Source organism: Fundicoccus culcitae (assembly GCF_024661895.1).
Taxonomy (GTDB): domain Bacteria; phylum Bacillota; class Bacilli; order Lactobacillales; family Aerococcaceae; genus Fundicoccus_A; species Fundicoccus_A culcitae.
In genome coordinates this window covers 753,145-771,287 of record NZ_CP102453.1, presented here as the reverse complement: position 1 = coordinate 771,287, position 18,143 = coordinate 753,145, and the positions used below count along the sequence as shown (strand labels likewise).

At 37.7% G+C, this 18,143-nt stretch carries 16 protein-coding genes; 14 read left to right on the top strand and 2 right to left on the bottom strand.

Annotation, left to right across the window (positions count from 1 at the left end; all coding sequences use genetic code 11):
- Nucleotides 1-3: 3 nt before the first annotated feature.
- Together NRE15_RS03575 and abc-f are read left to right on the top strand one after the other, a co-directional pair.
- Nucleotides 4-810 (top strand): ABC transporter permease, encoded by an 807-nt coding sequence (locus NRE15_RS03575; protein ID WP_313794246.1) that lies wholly within the window; start codon nt 4-6, stop codon nt 808-810.
- 325 nt (nt 811-1,135) lie between these two features.
- Nucleotides 1,136-2,605: a ribosomal protection-like ABC-F family protein gene (gene abc-f / locus NRE15_RS03570; RefSeq protein WP_313794245.1), complete on the top strand. Its 1,470-nt coding sequence runs from the start codon at nt 1,136-1,138 to the stop codon at nt 2,603-2,605.
- 122 nt (nt 2,606-2,727) lie between these two features.
- On the opposite strand, the gene NRE15_RS03565 is transcribed toward abc-f, so the two are convergent.
- Nucleotides 2,728-4,467 (bottom strand): catalase, encoded by a 1,740-nt coding sequence (locus tag NRE15_RS03565; protein ID WP_313794244.1) that lies wholly within the window; start codon nt 4,465-4,467, stop codon nt 2,728-2,730.
- Nucleotides 4,468-4,788: 321 nt separating this feature from the next.
- On the opposite strand from NRE15_RS03565, the gene NRE15_RS03560 reads away from it, so the two are divergent.
- Nucleotides 4,789-5,850 carry a sugar-transfer associated ATP-grasp domain-containing protein gene (locus NRE15_RS03560; protein WP_313794243.1) on the top strand — a complete coding sequence of 354 codons (1,062 nt, stop codon included), beginning with the start codon at nt 4,789-4,791 and terminating at the stop codon, nt 5,848-5,850.
- Nucleotides 5,851-5,868: 18 nt separating this feature from the next.
- On the opposite strand, the gene NRE15_RS03555 is transcribed toward NRE15_RS03560, so the two are convergent.
- Nucleotides 5,869-6,078, bottom strand: coding sequence for a hypothetical protein (locus NRE15_RS03555; RefSeq protein ID WP_313794242.1), 210 nt, complete (start codon nt 6,076-6,078; stop codon nt 5,869-5,871).
- Nucleotides 6,079-7,166: 1,088 nt separating this feature from the next.
- Here NRE15_RS03555 and NRE15_RS03550 point away from each other — a divergent pair.
- The 11 genes from NRE15_RS03550 to NRE15_RS03500 all read left to right on the top strand — a co-directional run bounded on the left by NRE15_RS03550 (nt 7,167) and on the right by NRE15_RS03500 (nt 18,143).
- Nucleotides 7,167-7,994 (top strand): MBL fold metallo-hydrolase, encoded by an 828-nt coding sequence (locus tag NRE15_RS03550; protein ID WP_313794241.1) that lies wholly within the window; start codon nt 7,167-7,169, stop codon nt 7,992-7,994.
- Nucleotides 7,995-8,030: 36 nt separating this feature from the next.
- A complete protein-coding gene (locus NRE15_RS03545) occupies nt 8,031-9,200 on the top strand; it encodes a sensor histidine kinase (RefSeq protein WP_313794240.1) in 1,170 nt (389 codons plus the stop codon).
- Entirely contained in the window at nt 9,163-9,816 is a 654-nt protein-coding gene (locus tag NRE15_RS03540; RefSeq protein WP_313794239.1) for a response regulator transcription factor, read from the top strand. Before NRE15_RS03545 ends, NRE15_RS03540 begins: the two co-directional genes overlap by 38 nt.
- A gap of 106 nt (nt 9,817-9,922) precedes the next feature.
- A complete protein-coding gene (locus NRE15_RS03535) occupies nt 9,923-10,489 on the top strand; it encodes a DUF3267 domain-containing protein (protein ID WP_313794238.1) in 567 nt (188 codons plus the stop codon).
- A gap of 18 nt (nt 10,490-10,507) precedes the next feature.
- The gene (locus NRE15_RS03530) at nt 10,508-11,449 is read left to right on the top strand and encodes an ABC transporter ATP-binding protein (RefSeq protein WP_313794237.1); all 942 of its coding nucleotides are present in this window, start codon (nt 10,508-10,510) and stop codon (nt 11,447-11,449) included.
- 11 nt (nt 11,450-11,460) lie between these two features.
- Nucleotides 11,461-12,606 carry an ABC transporter permease gene (locus NRE15_RS03525; RefSeq protein WP_313794236.1) on the top strand — a complete coding sequence of 382 codons (1,146 nt, stop codon included), beginning with the start codon at nt 11,461-11,463 and terminating at the stop codon, nt 12,604-12,606.
- Entirely contained in the window at nt 12,603-13,655 is a 1,053-nt protein-coding gene (locus tag NRE15_RS03520; protein ID WP_313794235.1) for an ABC transporter permease, read from the top strand. Before NRE15_RS03525 ends, NRE15_RS03520 begins: the two co-directional genes overlap by 4 nt.
- Before the next feature lie 1,412 nt (nt 13,656-15,067).
- Nucleotides 15,068-15,676 (top strand): uridine kinase family protein, encoded by a 609-nt coding sequence (locus NRE15_RS03515; RefSeq protein WP_313794234.1) that lies wholly within the window; start codon nt 15,068-15,070, stop codon nt 15,674-15,676.
- Nucleotides 15,669-16,502, top strand: coding sequence for an energy-coupling factor transporter ATPase (locus NRE15_RS03510; protein WP_313794233.1), 834 nt, complete (start codon nt 15,669-15,671; stop codon nt 16,500-16,502). Before NRE15_RS03515 ends, NRE15_RS03510 begins: the two co-directional genes overlap by 8 nt.
- On the top strand, nt 16,487-17,338 hold the full coding sequence (locus tag NRE15_RS03505) for an ATP-binding cassette domain-containing protein (protein WP_313794232.1): 852 nt from the start codon (nt 16,487-16,489) through the stop codon (nt 17,336-17,338). The genes NRE15_RS03510 and NRE15_RS03505 overlap by 16 nt, the downstream gene beginning before the upstream one ends.
- A 1-nt stretch (nt 17,339) precedes the next feature.
- The gene (locus NRE15_RS03500) at nt 17,340-18,143 is read left to right on the top strand and encodes an energy-coupling factor transporter transmembrane component T family protein (RefSeq protein WP_313794231.1); all 804 of its coding nucleotides are present in this window, start codon (nt 17,340-17,342) and stop codon (nt 18,141-18,143) included.

Sequence of the window (18,143 nt, the reverse complement as noted above, 5' to 3'; positions counted from 1 at the left end):
TTTGTGACATTAAACGTTTTAGATTCCGCTACAAATTATCAAGCATACTATCATTTGGAAAATGTGGAAAGTGGGGAAACACTAGCGATTAAAGAGGGGGATGTTGCGATTAATATTCGCTTAGCTGAAATTCTTGGTTTATCAGTAGGTGACCATCTGCTTTTAAGGCGGGGAAAGCAAACATTGGAAATACCAATAACAGCGATATTTACTTCATATATTAATCATGATGTGTTTATGAATGAGGTGACTTATCAAAAGTTAACGGACGACGTCGCGACACCTACGCATTATTTATTTATGCTAGCTCAGAGGAGTGACAAAGCGTTGATCGAAGAGAACCCAGCTTTCAGGCAGGTGATATTTACTTCTGATAATTTGGAAGCAATTAATAACAATGCGCAATCCATGAGTAGTCTCACGGTGATTTTAATCGTATTTGCTTTTGTTTTATCCAGTGTGGTTTTGTATAGTTTAATGGCGATTAATATTGATGAACGTTACCGTGAATTGGCAACCTTGAAAGTTCTAGGGATGAAAACGAAGCAAGTTTCAGCTTATGTTTACAGGGAGTCGTTTGTTTTAAGTATGACGGGAGCCTTGATTGGTTTGTTTCTGGGTTACTATTTCACACAAATTGTTTTGAAAACCATTGAAGAGGATATGGTTTACTACCAAACGGTGATTCATCCGGAAAGTTACGTGATGGCTTTTCTCTTTACGATTGTATTCAGCAGTGTGATTATGCTGTATTTTCACTTTAAGCTCAAAAACATTCAAATGGTCGAAGCCCTTAAAGGTATTAATTAATCAAATTCCCTGCTAATGTTAGCAGGGATTTGCCTTTGTATTTAGTGGATGGTAAAATATTAGTACAACTATTAAGGAGGCACTTTAAGTGACAGCATCTATGAGATTACGTTAAGAATGGCAATAAAAGCAGATCAATCTTATTTATAAGATTGGCTTTTTTACCATGCTTAAAAATCTTAGTGACTTTCAAAGGTTATTTATGCTGACCTTTTATAGTTTAGTAAATAAGATTCTTTATGCAGATTAAAGTCAATAAGCTTTGACCTGTATTTTTTATTGCCTAATTTAATGAAAAAAAGGTATAAAAAATAGGAGGTATCTTATGAGTAACCTTATTATAGAAATGCATCAAATTGAAAAAAGCTATTTAAGCAAAGATATATTGTCAATTGATTATTTAACGGTTTATGAAAATGAAAAAATTGGAATTATCGGTCCTAATGGAGCAGGTAAATCGACTCTATTGAAACTAATAACTCAAGAACTAAAACCAGATAGTGGGCAAGTAAATACGAATACAACTTTTGCCTATTATGAGCAAATTGCAGAAGATTTACAAGTGAATTATGATCAAATTGACCCACTCTACTTATCACAACTACAAATCCCTTCACATTCGGTGAGTGATTTCAGTGGTGGGCAACAAAGTCGCTTACGTTTAGCGGCGTTTCTCTCTAATTATCATCCAGCGATTTTATTAGATGAACCAACGACACATCTTGATAAAGATGGGGTGGAATTTCTTGTTAATCAGCTAAAGTATTATTATGGGACATTACTCGTTGTTAGTCATAATCGGTATTTTTTAGATGAAGTTGTTACGACTATTTGGGAAGTAAAAGAGGGTAAAGTTAGGGTTTATCCTGGTAACTATTCTGATTATCAAGCTCAAAAAGAACAAGAACGTATAGAACAAGAACAAGCATTTGAAAATTTTACACGAGAAAAAACCCGCTTAGAGCAAGCAGCTAAGCAAAAACATCAAAAAGCCGAAAAATTAGCAACTATTACTGCTAAACAAAAGGGTAAATCTATTAAACCTGACCGTTTATCTTCGTCAAAACAGAAGGATTCTGTCCAAAAAGCTGCCCACAAATCAGCAAAAGCGATTCAAAAGAGAGCTGAACAGTTAGAAAGTGTCGCAAAGCCTTTATCTGAAATAAGTATACAGTTTCCAAAATCTAAAGTCTTAGAAATTCATAATCCATATCCAATTATGGGCGAAGAAGTGACTATTAAGAAAGGTGACCACTTACTTCTAGATAAAGCAAATTTTCAATTTGAATTAGGCAAACGCATCGGAATTATTGGTCCAAATGGTTCAGGCAAGTCTTCGCTTTTGCAACATATCCTTAATGGTGGTGAGGGTATCATCTTATCTAACAAAATAGTATTTGCTACTTATCAACAAATGTCTTATCAATTAAAAGATGATTTGCCAGTAATTGACTTTCTTAAAGATGATTCATATATGGAAGAAGGTGTCATAAGGAGTATTTTGAACAAACTAGGTTTTGATCAAACAGTTGTCACCCATAAAATAATCAGTGACTTAAGTGGTGGTGAAGCCACGCGATTAGTTTTAGCGAAGTTATTTACTAAAGCTAGTAATGTTCTTATTTTAGATGAACCAACTAATTTTATCGACATTCCAACTATTGAAGCATTGGAATCACTCATGAAAAGCTATCAAGGTACTATTATTTTTACTTCTCATGACCAATACTTTATGGATAATATGGCACACCAACAATGGGAAATTAGCAACCAACAACTTAATCGTATCTTTTAGTAAATATCCCTGCTAGGAGAGTGCCGATTAAAAATCCAGTCGCACCCACAAAACAGTATAAAAACAACCACACCCACTTTAAGACATAAGTAGGTGTGGTTGTTTTAATTATATATCTGTTCTTATAACAAGAATGGATCATCCATTGGGTCAATCAAGGATTTTGGATCCACATTCGTATCGCGACCATTGATCCCTAAATCACGCGCTGATTCTGGGTTAGCAGGTTCAGTTGGGTAATTTAAGTTTTCATAACCACGGGCATTTGCTTCATCGTTTGCAGCTTCTGAGTCACGTGGAGTTGGTGTTAAATCAACCGTCGCAATATCAATACCTAACGCTTTTGCGACACCTTCACCATAAGCTGGGTCGGCTTGGTGGCAATTGTTAATATGGCGGTGTTTGATTTGCATCGTTGAATCGCCTAAGTTACGGGCGGTGTTTTCGAACAAGACTAATTGTTGCTCAGCCGTCATGGCGCGGAACAATTGGCCGGGTTGTGAATAATAGTCATGATCATCTTCACGGAAATCATAGTATTTCACTTCGCCACCTTTTAAAGGCGGTTCTTCATTTGTTTTAGTGTATTTTAAGTTGCCATATGAGTTTGGAGTATAATGAACGGTTGAACCACCATTTCCATCCACACGACCTTGACCATCACGAGCATAAAAGTTCAATTCTTCTTTAACCGCTTTTGGATAGTTAACTGGAATTTGATGGTAATTCGCACCTAGACGGTAACGAGCCGCATCTTGATAAGAGAAAGAACGGGCTTGTAACATACGGTCAGGTGATAAACCAATACCAGGAACTTGGGCATTTGGATTAAAAGCGGCTTGCTCAACATCTGCAAAGTAGTTTTCAGGATTACGGTTTAATTCAAATTCACCCACTTCAATCAATGGGAAATCTTTTTTAGGCCAAACTTTGGTTAAATCAAATGGATTGAATGGCATATTATCGGCTTGCTCTTCCGTCATGACTTGAATGTACATTTTCCATCTTGGGAATTCACCTTGTTCAATCGCATTGTACAAATCCGCTTGATGTGATTCACGATCTTCAGCAACGACACGTTCAGCTTCTTGATCCGTTAAGTTTTGAATACCTTGTTGGCTACGGAAATGGAACTGTACCCATGTACGTTCATTAGCTTCATTGAACATAGAATAGGTATGTGAACTAAAACCGTGCATATAACGATAAGAAGACGGAATACCCCGATCACTCATCGTAATCGTTACTTGATGTAATGATTCAGGTAGAGACGTCCAGAAATCCCAGTTCGTATTTGGACTACGCAAGTTAGTGCGCGGGTCGCGTTTAACCGCACGGTTCAAGTCGATAAAATGTTTAGGGTCTCTATGGAAGAATACCGGTGTATTATTTCCTGCTAAATCCCAGTTACCTTCTTCAGTATAAAACTTCAAGGCAAAACCACGAATATCACGTTCAGCATCAGCAGCACCACGTTCACCAGCAACCGTCGAGAAACGTGCAAACATTTCGGTTTCTTTACCAATTTCAGAGAATAGCTTAGCTCGCGTATATTGCGTAATATCATGGGTTACTTTGAACACACCAAAAGCACCCGAACCTTTCGCATGCATACGACGCTCTGGAATCACTTCACGTGAGAACGATTGCAATTTTTCAACCAACCAAGTATCTTGTAAAACAATTGGACCTCTTGGACCAGCTGTCATTGTATTATCATTATCAACTACCGGAATACCATCCAGTGTATGGGCAATTTTTGTGGAACCCACACGTTGATTGCGACTTTCTTCATAAGGCTTTAGACCATTTTTGGCCATTGGACTCTGCAAAACTTCATCTTTGTTCATTTCTTCAGACATCTTATTCCTCCTTATTATTGAAAACAACTTCCGTAATAGAACCTTTTAAATAAATATCGCCTACTACTAATATAAATGTTAGCACAAAAAATTGAATGAAGCAACTAGATTATAATGATTATAATTAAAGTATTTGTTTGAACAATATGTGTGACTCACTAGACTACTTAATGACATTATAACACAATTAGAAACGCTTTCTTATATAAGACCCAGAAGACTTATATGAATTATTAATAAAATGAATAAGTTTAATTAATCATTTCGAAATTCTTAATTAAACTGTTATACTTATATTAAGACAGAAAGGTGTGAGAAAAGTTGAGCCAATCAAATAATTTACGTAGAAAAATACTATTACCAATAGCACTTTTGAAAGCGGATTATCAACGCAAACAACCACAAATAAGTTTAAACAGATATCTCATGTTATCCAAAGGCTTTATCGCAGAGTCAACTATTCTCTATAATTTAACGATGAAAAATTTTAATTATTATTTATCGGATTACCAAGCGATGAATACCCGCGATATAAATCATCAATCGGCTTACTTTTTAAATAATAAAGTAGCTTTCACGGATATGTTAGAGGGCTTAGCTGAAATGCCAGCCACCTTGGCTATTATCCAAAATAGAGAATTTATTTCACGCACGGAATTATTTTATGATGCTAAAACACTCGTCGACTACTTACAAGCAGATAGTCTTCGAAAAGTCGTCATCAAACCTATTTTTGGGATGGAAGGTCAAGGCGTGTGGGTCGTTAATTGGGAAGATGGCAAGGTGAGAATGAATGATCAATTGCTCTCTTCAGAAGCGTTCCAACGGTATTTATTATCATTAGAAGTTGGCTATTTTATTTCGGAATATATTTGTCAAGGGCAATTCTCCCAGTCACTGTTTCCGAATTCAGTCAATACTATCCGCATGTTGACCATGATTGATCCGGCCAATCAACAAGCTTTCATTGCAGCATCGACTTACCGGGTCGGCACTAACTTATCTGCCCCAACCGATAATTTTCGTCGCCAAGGCTTGAGTGTCGCAGTTAATCCTGTCTCAGGTCGGTTAGGGCGGGCAGCGATGATTCCGCAAAATGGCCAACTCCAGTGGTATGAAAATCATCCAGATACAAAAAAACAACTCACGGGTAGAATCATTCCCAATTGGGAACAGGTGACACGCTGTGTTTTAGATGTGGCCAACTATGTCTATCAAACGAAGCAAATTCATTACGTGGGTTGGGATGTGGTCTTGACGGATACGGGCATTTCGCTTCTGGAAGGCAATAGTATTCCAGGTGTCAGCCTGCACCAAGTGCACCATCCATTACTAACGAATCCCGACGTCAAACGCTTTTATGCGTTTCACGGAGTCGTTTAGAATAAATATCTCTGCTTCTTAGTTGCGTGATGGTAGGCGCTGCGTTTTCGAGTGGTGAATGACAAGTCCTTCGTGATAATTTTCGTCATATATCCCAAAAAGGCGGTCGTCGATTTCAAACGACATCCGGCAAGTGCGATTGCCGGTCTTCCCACAAAAACGACGACCGCCAACCCGTCGCATTAAGGCGTAAAAGCCAAAAAGGCGGTCGTCGATTTCAGACGACATCCGGCAAGTGCGATTGGCGGCCTTCCCGCAAAAACGACGACCGGCAACCCGTAAGCTGGGAGTGAGTAGACATTAAGTAAAGCTAATCGGTTATCAAATGACTCATTTTCGTGACCGAATAAAGCTATTCTGTCATCTGCTCAAGTAGCAAAAGACAGAATAGCTCTAATCTGTCATCTGCTCAAGTAGCAAAAGACAGAATAGCTCTAATCTGTCATCTGCTCAAGTAGCAAAAGACAGAATAGCTCTAATCTGTCATCTGCTCAAGTAGCAAAAGACAGAATAGCTCTAATCTGTCATCTGCTCGGGTAGCAAAAGACAGAATAGTCTTAACCTGCTAGATTAGGAAAAGACCAGAGTAAGCCTATTCTGTCCAAAATTCGAGTAAAAAAGGACAGAATAACCTGATTCTGTCCAAAATTCGATCAAAAAAGGACAGAATAACCTGATTCTGTCCAAAATCCAAGTAAAAAAGGACAGAATAACCTGATTCTGCCCAAAATCCGGATAAAAAAGTAATTGTTAAATGAGAAAACGTTATTGTCACTCAGATATTTCCATGTGACAATAACTTAGGTGAGCATTGAAAGACGGCTTATCACTTCCTGCTTACGCCAATCCGCTGCATTAAGGCGTAAATGTCAAAAAGGCGGTCGTCGATTTCAGACGACATCCGGCAAGTGCGATTACCGGCCTTCCCGCAAAAACGACGACCGGCAACTCGTCATATTAAGGCGTAAATGTCAAAAAGGCGGTCGTCGATTTCAAACGACATCCGGCAAGTGCGATTGGCGGCCTTCCCGCAAAAACGACGACCGGCAACTCGTCACATTAAGGCGTAAAAGCCAAAAAGGCGGAACAACAATTTCAGACGAGTACCATCAAAGTGATTTACCTGTCTTACCAACTTTCCCCGTAAAAACGCACCTCAAAACTGAGCAACAATTAAAAAACCTACTAAAACTTCTTAATTAATTGAATTTTACTAGTTTATAATGATAATCTATGAATAAGCAAATAGGATATTGTATACGCAGTATCCTTTTTACTCTATACTTGCTTTTAATAAAAGATGCGAGGCGATAAATTTGTTATTCAAAGTAGAAAAGGTTACAAACCGTATTTTCCGGCTAATCATGCCCTATGTTTGTTGTTATTTAGTTGTGGGGGATGAACAAGCCGTTTTAATTGATTGTGGTTGGGGCTATGGCGATATTAAAGCAGTAGCACAAACACTCACAAACCTTCCCATTACCTTAGTTTTATCGCATGGACACCCTGATCATAATGGGAGCGCAGTCCAATTCGACGACGTCTATCTCAATGAAAGAGACTTCAATATGATAGAGGCACAGAGTGAAATCGCCTTGCGCAGACAGCTAATGTTAAAATATGTTGCGAGTGATTTTGTTGAAAACCTTAACTTATGGCAGGCGCCACGGACTGCTCTTTACACACCACTAACGGAAGACATCCAATTTCACTTAGGTGGTCTGACCATTTTGCCATATGATTTACCGGGTCACAGTATGGGGTGCATGGTATTTATTATTCCGGAGGAAAGAATTGCTATTTTCGGCGATGCCATTTCACATCCAACACTTATGTTTTTGGAAAATAGTTCAACGATTCAAGAACATTATGAGGCGATGGTAAAATTTAGTGTTCATGCGCAACAGTATGACAGAGTTCTGGTCAACCACGAAACGTTTGAATTAGATAAAAGGGTTTTGGATAACAATATCCGTTTAGCTAAAGCCATCTTAGATGGGACAGATGAGAAAATTCCGGCATCCAAGCGGAACCAAAGATTTTCGGGACATACCGTATTGATGGCCAGACAGCGCGAGCCATGGCTCCCATCCGAACCGCATAAAATCGGCAATATTTATTATCGTGATGATAGAATACAATAAGTCCCCCAAACATAAATAAGGAAATGAGGTGACGGCATGATTGCAATCAAATATGTGCTCTTATTACTAAATTTATTTCAACTTATTCCCATTAGAACCTTTTGGCAGTATGCTTTTTTTTGGTTTTTCACCTGGGTCATTGCCAGCAACATTCAATGGTTTTTCCTCGACAACCCAAAATACAAAACCATCCAACTGCACATCATCAGCCTTTTAACGCTAATAAATATCGCTGTTTTACCAACTTTTCCTACCCTAATGCTTGCCGTTTTTGTCATGGATTTGCGCCAAATTTACTCGCGACGCGTCAGCTTATATTATTTAGCATTCTTGACCGTGATACTTTTACTCTATTATGCATTTAATACGCAAGCACACATACCCACAGTGGATACCCTATTAATTACCTTAGCCACTCTGTTGATTAGTCTGTTGTTAGTGGAACAAAATGTTAAAAATACCACACTACAAGCGCAACTCTATGAGAAAAGTAGACAATACGATGAACAAACCGAAAATTTACAATCTCTTAAATCCCAGATGCAAACCATGGAAGAGATTCATACCTTGAATGAACGTAATCGAATTTCACGCGATTTACATGATTCAGTTGGGCATACCTTGTCAACGATTGTCATCCAATTGGCTGCCATTCAAAGACTCACCGCCAAGACAAACCTGCAAGCTTCTGAAATGTTGAAAGAATTGCATTTATTTGCTAAAGAAGGGTTAGGCAATGTGCGTAAAGTGATTCATGAAATGAAGCCATCGCAATATCAAAAAGTCGCTTTTATCGATCAAGTGCAAACTATTTTGCAAGTTTTTGAAAAAAATAGTCAAATAATGGTTTATTTTAATCACAATCAATTATTGTGGAATTTATCACCTGAACAAGAACAACTCGTTATCCGGGCCGTGCAAGAGTTTCTTGTTAATACCACCAAACATAGTCAAGCTTCAGAAGTACGGATTGTTTGCCATTTTACCAATGATTCATTGATTCTTACCATGAGTGACAATGGACAAGGCACAGATACCATTAAACCCCAATTGGGTATTTTAGGCATGCAAGAACGGGCTAAGCTATTAGGGGGGAAAGTTCATGTTCAGTCCGCCATAAATCAAGGGTTTAAAATTAGAATTGTACTACCTAAAGGAGGATTTGCCTATGAGCAAGGAATCAATCAAAGTCTTATTAGTGGATGATGAACAGTTAATCCGGGGTGGCTTAAAGATTTTACTCAATGAATTCGAAAGGCTAGAAATCGTTGGTGAAGTTAAAAATGGTCGAGAAGCGCTCGCTTTTTGTGATCAACATCGCGTCGATATCGTACTGATGGATATTCGGATGCCAGAAGTCAATGGAATAGAAGGAACCGAATTAATCAAAAAGAAACATCCAAACATTAAAGTACTTATCTTAACCACTTTTCAAGATGTAGAATATATTTCTCAATCCATGCAAGTGGGGGCGTCGGGGTATTTATTAAAAGATAGTAGTCCAGAGGAAATTTATGCAGGGATTCAAATTGCTCTCAGCGATAATGTGGTGCTGGATGGAAAAATTAGTCAAGCTATGCTCGCCAACACAACCGCGCAAGCCAATACAGCTTTTTCGCCAGCAGCTTTTGACTTATCCGACAAGGAAATTGAAATTATTCGCTACATAGCGAGTGGCCTCAATAACCAAGAAATAGCGGGCAATATGTTTCTTTCGGTAGGTACTATAAAAAATAACATTAGTATGATATTAAGCAAACTTGAATTGCGGGATCGAACGCAACTGGCAATTTTTGCTTTTCAGAAGGGACTGATGAATTAGTCTCTTTTTTTGTGTGACTTTAGTCATGTTAATCCATGACCTTGGTGAATAGAAACTTGGTCTCAAAAAATCTATACTTAAACTATCAAAGAAAGAGGTGTATAAAATGAAGTTAATCAAAGAAGTTAATTTATTTGAAAACAAACGATTACTAATAGGCATCAACGTCGCAGCCATCGTCCTCATGTTTATCTTTATGGCCTTATTTTATGGGTTAGGCTCACAAATTGCACCAGATACCGAAACGAGTATTAATTTGTTTGATATAGCAGATAATTATTTTATTCCTATTGTACTGTTTCTTTTATTTTATCTACTGATGATTATTGTCCATGAGCTCATCCATGGCCTATTCTTTAAGTTATTCGCGCCTAACGGAAAAGTTTTTTATGGATTTAAATCGGGTATGGCCTATGCGACGAGTCCAGGTAATTTCTATAATAAATGGCAAATGTTTATTATAGCCATTGGACCTTTTGCGATTATTTCTATCGTTTTAACCATTCTGTTTTATATTTTCAATATAGAAGTTTATACCTACGCAGCTATTACAGGCATGCATGCAGGATCTTGTGCGGGTGATTTCTACTATATCTACTTAATTTTCACCTCACCTAAAGGAACACAATTTGAAGACACCGAAGTTGGCATTAACTTGTACTTACCAAATTAGGAAAGCGAGGTATTTGAAATGAGTTATGTGAATATCAACCATATTTACAAAAGTTATGGTGAAGAACAGGTATTGGATAATGTGTCGTTTGTTATTGAACGGGGCGAATGCTTTGGTTTAATTGGACCCAATGGAGCAGGAAAGTCAACCTTAATTGATATTATTACCGGTCTAACGCCCTTTAATTCAGGTAATGTCCAAGTCGATAATTTAAACGTCCCCACGGACATCGTCACCATCCGCAAACAAATTGGTTTAGTTCCACAAGAGATTGCCTTGATGCAAGAATTAAATGCGATCGCAAACTTAGAATACTTCGGGGGTTTGTACGGTTTATCTGGCAAGCTATTAAAAGAACGCATTCAGGAAGCGTTAGAAGTCATCGGTTTGACAAATCATGTCAAAAAACCTGTCAAAACTTTTTCGGGCGGTATGCAACGCCGCCTCAATATTGCAGCTGGGATCCTTCATCGGCCGAACTTTCTTATATTAGATGAGCCTACGGTGGGGGTTGACCCTCAATCACGCAACAAAATATTTGAATTTATTAAATACATGATCCATGAATATGGCACCACCGTTCTCTATACCTCGCATTATATGGAGGAGGTTGAAGCCTTATGTGACCGCCTTTTCATTTTGGATAAAGGTCATCAAATCGGTTATGGGTCGCAAAGTGAAATTAAGCAAATGGTGCAAGATAACGTCAAATGGTATTTGGAAATCGAACAGGCTCCACTCAATTTTGACAATCAACTCACCCAAAAGCTTTCAGGCGTTCAACAAGTTATTTCCAATCAAAATAAATACCACCTCATCGTAGACCCGCTTGAATTCTCTACCAAAGCTTTGTTGAATTTAATTGCTGACTTACAACTTGAATTAACTACGTTAAATAAAGAGGAACTTAGTTTAGAAGAAGCCTTTTTACAGCTGACCGGCAAAAGCTTACGCGATTAGGGGGGGCTATCATGAAACAGTTATGGTTTTACCTTAAGACCCAAATGAGACTGAACATCCAACAAACCATCACCATCTTCGCCACCTTTATTGTCTTGCCATTGATGTTCTCTTACTTTATTGGTTTTTCTTTTAGTCCAGCATTTATCCCAGAGTATACTTCTGAACCGATTGCTATTTATGTGAATAATCGCGATGAAGGGGAGCAGGGGTATTTATTAGAAGAGGTTTTGGGGTCTAAAGAGATGGTAGCTTACATCGAGCTCGTTGAAGCGGCGGAAGATTCGTCTTTCAATGTGACCTTGTTGGAAGGCTACAGCCAAAATATGGAAGAAACTTTGATTGAAATTGAACCTAAGGAAAATTCGTCAAGCCTTGAAGAAAGTATTTTGGTTCAATTACTCACAGAAATCCAGTCGTCGATCGTCAATCAAGAAGCTTTAGGGCAAGTGATAGGAGCGTTGGATGATCCGTCAGCCTTATTGGCAGAGTTGGATACGAGCTTTGGGGAAAGGCAGTTGTTTAACACGGTCGCCTATGATGAGACGCATGCATTGACGGGGATGCAGTTTTCTTCGGTATCCGGATTGTTGTTTATTTTTGTGATGATGTTAGGCTCAAGTGTAGGGATGAAAACGAAGGCAGAGTTCAAAGGTTTAAGAAAACGTTTGACCATTCTACCGCTAACGCCCGCTCAAGATGTGCTGTTTAGCATGATATCGGATCTTATCACTTATAGTTTAGTAGGGTTATTATATGTAATCATTTGGCGATTGATTGATCCCGCGACATTTAGTGGAAATCTTTTGTATTACTATGGTTGGATTATTATTTATACATTGGTGTTTTTAACACTCAACAATATTATGTTTTATTTCCTACCAAGTAAATATACGGAGTTATTTTATCAAGGTTTTACGGTGATTTATTTGTTGCTTGGATTAATTCCCATCGAACAGTTTTTAGGCGATAGTTTTAGAAGCTTTTTTGAAGTAAATCATTTCCGGCAAATATTCCAACAACCCATGTATGATTTTATTTTGACACAAGAATGGGGTCAGCATATTGGATTAGCTTTAGGCTTGTTAGCATTTGTTATTATTATGACTTGGTTGATTATTGCTTATCGAACAAGGAAGGAGTTGAGTCCACGATGAAATTTTTGCAATTGACTTGGTTTCATTTTAAACGGATTGTCTTTCAAAACCTTGGGTTATTCGTATTTTCATTTGTTTTTCCATTGTTATTGATTATCGGTGTGATTTTTATGATTTTTTCTAGTTCAACGAGTAATGTGGAAAGCTCACTCTTAATTGTTAATGAATCTGAGTTTGTGACGGAGGCAATCTTGCCTCATTTGAGTGCAAATTATCAAGCAAGTGTTACTGAGGATGCTGAAACTGCATTTGAGCAACTAGCCCAAGCTGAAGTTTCGATGGTTTACGCCATTCCAGCAGATTTTCCACAAGAGGGTAGTGTTGATGTGTATAGTATTTCAGGGGAAAATACCGATAGTATTTTTGAAACGGAATTTATAACCATCTTCAATGAACAAATGCAGCAAGCGACCTTGGCTCGTTTTAATTTAGATTTTGTACCGATTGAAGTAGCTGAACCAGCGATTATTCAAATCGATGCCTCCATGGATCCGCGTTTGTTCCTCACCATCTTTTTATCAGTTTTATTTATGACCTACACGAGTGGTTTTATTGCTAGCGATTTAAATAAGTTAAGAAACGATAGTGTGTTGACGCGAAGTGTGATTTCTAATGCCTTAAGTTGGCAGATATTAGGCAGTATCTTGAGTGCTTATGCGGTTTATAATATGCTATCAAATCTCTTGATATTATTAGTCGTCAGTGCCATTTATAGGATACAAATTACACATATACCAATGATTATCAGTATTTTTCTCTCCTTTAACATCTATACATTAGGATTAACCATGCTACTCTTTAGGATTTTCAAGTCGGAAGCCATCCTTAGTATGTCGAGTATTTTATTAATGGTTGTATTAATGTTCATAGGGATGCCAATGGTCGATTTAGGACCGCTATCTTTTATTCAGTATTTGTCACCCTTCTATTGGATGATAGAATCTTTGGATACAGGCATGATATTACCGAACTTGGCGATTGTTGCCCTGTATGGATTGGTGTTTTTCACGGCCGGAAGTTTTAAGGTGGAGCGTTTAGTGAAGGTATGATGGTATTTGGGTTTTAGTGTTGAAAGAGGAACAGGCGCTCTCGGTTAGAGCTTCTAAGTGGTAACGTGTAAGTTAAGTGGGAAGTAACGGACTGTCAGTTTAAGATTGCTTGCTAAATGATGATTAAAGTTACTCTGTCCATTTTTCTACTCATTTTGGACAGAATAACGCTATTCTGTCCATTTTTTGCTCATTTTTGGACAGAATAATCTAACCTACCTATTTTTAACTCATTTGTGTTTAATATCATTGGGAAAAATCTGTATGACAATTACTTACTATTTGGAATCAAAATATCCGTAAATCATTCTTTCAACCACCAATGAACTAGCTGCTAAGAGGCGGAAGGAAGCCCCAAACCGAAAGAGAGGGGTGGGAAGGCCCATCCGCCTCTCAGGTTTCTCTCTGGCGGTTTGGAGAGCCCATCCGCCTCTCAGACTTCTCTCTGGCGGTTGGGAAGGCCCATCCGCCTCACAGGTTTGTCTCTGGCGGTTGGGGGTTCCCATCCGCCTCTCAGACTTCCCTCTGGCGGATGGGAGTAAGCGAGAAGTGAACGAGCGGTTGTTTGCAATGCATCGACGTGATAAACGGCTGATTCTCTTCGGTGAATCATCTCAATTTGAGATTTTTCAGAAATCGTCAATTTAAGGTGATTATTCTAGCCACTGCTAACAGAGTATTGACCCGATCAAGCATTTGACTAATAATTTTTGTGGATTTCTTCCATTCCAAAATTGGTTTATCCTTATCTGACAGTAATTCACTTCCCACTTACTGCCAACTACACACAAATCGTCTTCATGTGGATGTCAGCCACAATCCTCATCCCAGCAATCAATAACTATTAAAAAACATAGTTTCTAATAAAATTGTTTAGGTATTTACTTCGAAAGAAAAAAAGTTAAAATAGAATTATACAGATTTATAACTCCTAAAGGTTATTTATCAAATTCTCCTCCCCGAAGATTGTCATCTCACGATCTTTGGGGTTATTTTTTTAAGGCAGCTACTAATTTGAACGATTAATTATCGCTTAATTGCTTAGAAATAACCGAACATTTAAATTAATCTATCCAACATCCAGACTTTAATTAATTCGAGCCATTCCGAACCAGACTTATTTTAAGTAGCTGGTTCGTCTGTAGCGTGATCAATAAAGTCTGGATTTTTTGCGTTCAAATTTATGATGATTAACACTCGTTATTAAATCAAGTTGTCCTCTGAAGGAGTTTTCATTTCAAATAAATCCCTGTGTAACAATAACTATCGAAAAAGATAGTTTCTAATAAATTTCATAAGGTATTTACAAGAAATTTAAGAAAGGTAATATTATAAATATAAGCTTTTGCAAGGGGTTACAATTAAACGTTACATGTAAGCTAACAATGAAGGCACAGAAAGGGTGTGAAGCTATGGTTAATACTCGAAATACGCAACAAATAATACCTATCATCGAAAAAATTAAGCTATTAAAGGATAAAAAGTCACAACTCATCCTTGCAATTGATGGGAGGTGTGGATGTGGTAAAAGCACCCTTGCAGACCAGTTAGGCTTGCAGTTAAATGCAGAAGTTTTCCATATGGATGATTACTTTTTACCAAAAGAAAGGCGGACGCCAGACCGTCTTGCCCAAGTAGGTGGTAATGTGGATTATGAAAGGGTAGAAATGGAATTATTACAACCCCTTAGAGCTGGAGAAGCAGTGTCTTACCGTCCTTATGATTGTTCAACTGGTCAGTATGAAGTTGCTGTCACACGCAAACCAACGCCTATTGTATTGGTTGAGGGTAGTTATTCGATGCATCCCAAGCTACAAGTATACTACGATCTAACTATTTTTGTTAATTGCGCAAAAAACATCCAATTATCACGCCTTAAAGAACGCGAATCAGCTGAAAGCTATGCGAAATTTATTGAAAAGTGGATTCCATATGAAGAAAAGTATTTCGCAAGCTTTGATATTTTGAACAAAAGTGATTTTGTTATTGACACACAGCCATTGGTTGAAAATTATGAATGAAATTAGCATGAAAGAACTCTCGCATACCTATCAATTCGAAGGAGGCTATACACATTCATTAACAGGGATTACACTTAACGTTCAAAAAGGTGAGTTTGTCAGTCTTTTAGGACCGAATGGTAGTGGAAAATCAACGATTTTAAAGCAAATAAATATCTTATACCCCATCCAAAAGGGGACACTGACCGTTGCCGGCTTTGATGCTAGCAAGCCAGCAAATGTAAGTGATATTCGTAAGCACTGTGGCCTTGTCTTTCAAAACCCTGATAACCAATTTGTTTCAACGATTCTAGAAGAAGATATTGCTTTTGGTTTGGAAAATTATGATTATCCAGATGAAGCGATTCCTCAACGCGTTAAGGAAGCATTGGAAATGGTTGATATGGCAGGTTATGAAAAGAAATCGCCACATATGTTATCGGGTGGACAAAAACAACGGATTGCTTTAGCAGGTGTTTTAGCTATCAATCCTGAAATATTGTTGTTTGATGAAGTAACATCTATGCTTGACCCACAAGGTCGTAAAGAAATATTGGCCATGATACAAAAGTTACATGTTGAGTATCATAAAACGATCTTGATGGTTACCCATAATGTTGAAGAGACTTTGTTATCAGACCGAATTGTTGTCATTCATCAAGGGAAAATTTTAGCACAAGGCTTACCTAGAGAAATTTTGACGGATACTAATTTGTTGAAAAAAGCTGGTTTAAAGCCACCCATAGCAGTCCAACTGTATGATGATTTAAAAAAAGAGGGCATTGATTTAGGTGACTGTCCCTTAACTGAAGAGGAGTTGGTCGAAAAAATATGTCAATTCAATTAGAGAAAGTATCCTATATCTATTCCAAAGATACTCCTTTTGAAACGTTGGCATTGAAAAATGTAAATGTAAGTATTAACGATGGAGAATTTGTCGGTGTGATGGGACAAACAGGCAGTGGGAAATCGACTTTCCTACAAATAATTGCTGGCCTCATGGAACCAACTCAAGGGATTGTCCGGATCGATAACGAAGATATTGCAGCTTCAAATTACGATCGCCTACGGTTACGTGAAAAAATAGGTTTTATTTTTCAATATCCTGAATACCAATTATTTGAAAAAACAGTAGCAGATGATGTTGCCTTTGGTCTTAAATATTCTGGCTTATCTAAAGTAGATAAAACCCAAAGGGTTAAAGAGGTATTGGAACGAGTAGGCATTGATTACGAAAAATATAAAGACACCTCACCTTTTGCTTTGTCAGGCGGTGAAAAACGTAAGGTAGCGATTGCTGGCTCTATTATTCGACGCCCCAAAATACTAATTTTAGATGAACCGATTGCGGGTTTAGATCCCTTAGCACGTGATAGTTTTTTGAGCTTATTAAAACAATTAAACGAAGAAGGAATAACGCTAGTCATGGTTTCTCATGATGCTGATTCATTAAGTGAGACAGCAAAACGTATCATCGTTTTTGATCAAGGAGAAATAATCATGGATGGAGCAACCCAACAGGTTTTTTCAAATGTTAAGCGGATGGAAGATTTACATTTATCCGTCAGTCAATCTAGGCATGTGGCTGAAGCCTTAAAAAAAGCAGGATGTCCGATACAAACGGAACTTACGACTTATAGTGAATTGTTGACGAGAGTCAAACAATTTTTAAGGGGTGAGTAACATGCGGATGCCATCGGGACACTATCTCCCACTGAATACTTTCTTACATCGATTAGATGCACGCACCAAAATTATTGGGTTATTTATTTTAATTTTAGCCATTGTACAAGCAGAAAAGTTGTGGAGTTTTATCATTTTGTTCGTTTTTGCCTTTATCTTAATTAAAATCGCCCAAATAAATATCCGTATCATCGTTCAATCGCTAAAAAACATGCTTATTTTTCTTACATTCATTTTAATAATGAATTTTATGTTTTATGAAGGTGAAACTGTTTTATGGCAATTTTGGATAGTTACTTTTTCACTTGAAGGACTCCAACAAGGTGCGATGATTGCTTTACGGATGATTTACTTAATTTTGGTCTCAAATGTTTTAACAACGACAACTGCACCGATGGAAATGACAAGTGCGTTAACCTATATGTTAAATCCTTTACGCTATTTAGGAGTGAATGTTAAAAATGTTGCTTTAATTTTAAATGCTGCCATCCAATTTATTCCCACACTCATACAAGATACGGATAACATTCGCAAAGCACAAATTGCCCGAGGGGCACGCTTTGAATCTAAAAAATTAAAAGATCGTATCGTGAGTGTGTTAAATCTAGCTACTCCTATCTTTATTGTCGCCTTTAAACGTGCGGATGAACTAGCAATGGCTATGGAGTCAAGAGGATATACTGGACAAGGGCAAAGGCGGTTAAAGCCGTTGAGGAAATTTAATGGGCAAGATTATATTGCTATAAGTATCAATATCGCAGTTTATATTGTATCAATATATATTATAAAAAAATGGAGTGATTAA

What these genes read in the sequence shown, in the direction of transcription:
- NRE15_RS03535 (WP_313794238.1), top strand. Translation starts at nt 9,923, where the DNA reads ATGAAGTTAATCAAAGAAGTTAATTTATTTGAAAACAAACGATTACTA.
- NRE15_RS03555 (WP_313794242.1), bottom strand. Translation starts at nt 6,078, where the DNA reads ATGTCGTCTGAAATCGACGACCGCCTTTTTGGCTTTTACGCCTTAATG.
- abc-f (WP_313794245.1), top strand. Translation starts at nt 1,136, where the DNA reads ATGAGTAACCTTATTATAGAAATGCATCAAATTGAAAAAAGCTATTTA.
- NRE15_RS03510 (WP_313794233.1), top strand. Translation starts at nt 15,669, where the DNA reads ATGAATGAAATTAGCATGAAAGAACTCTCGCATACCTATCAATTCGAA.
- NRE15_RS03515 (WP_313794234.1), top strand. Translation starts at nt 15,068, where the DNA reads ATGGTTAATACTCGAAATACGCAACAAATAATACCTATCATCGAAAAA.
- NRE15_RS03540 (WP_313794239.1), top strand. Translation starts at nt 9,163, where the DNA reads ATGAGCAAGGAATCAATCAAAGTCTTATTAGTGGATGATGAACAGTTA.
- NRE15_RS03500 (WP_313794231.1), top strand. Translation starts at nt 17,340, where the DNA reads ATGCGGATGCCATCGGGACACTATCTCCCACTGAATACTTTCTTACAT.
- NRE15_RS03545 (WP_313794240.1), top strand. Translation starts at nt 8,031, where the DNA reads ATGATTGCAATCAAATATGTGCTCTTATTACTAAATTTATTTCAACTT.
- NRE15_RS03530 (WP_313794237.1), top strand. Translation starts at nt 10,508, where the DNA reads ATGAGTTATGTGAATATCAACCATATTTACAAAAGTTATGGTGAAGAA.
- NRE15_RS03520 (WP_313794235.1), top strand. Translation starts at nt 12,603, where the DNA reads ATGAAATTTTTGCAATTGACTTGGTTTCATTTTAAACGGATTGTCTTT.
- NRE15_RS03505 (WP_313794232.1), top strand. Translation starts at nt 16,487, where the DNA reads ATGTCAATTCAATTAGAGAAAGTATCCTATATCTATTCCAAAGATACT.
- NRE15_RS03565 (WP_313794244.1), bottom strand. Translation starts at nt 4,467, where the DNA reads ATGTCTGAAGAAATGAACAAAGATGAAGTTTTGCAGAGTCCAATGGCC.
- NRE15_RS03525 (WP_313794236.1), top strand. Translation starts at nt 11,461, where the DNA reads ATGAAACAGTTATGGTTTTACCTTAAGACCCAAATGAGACTGAACATC.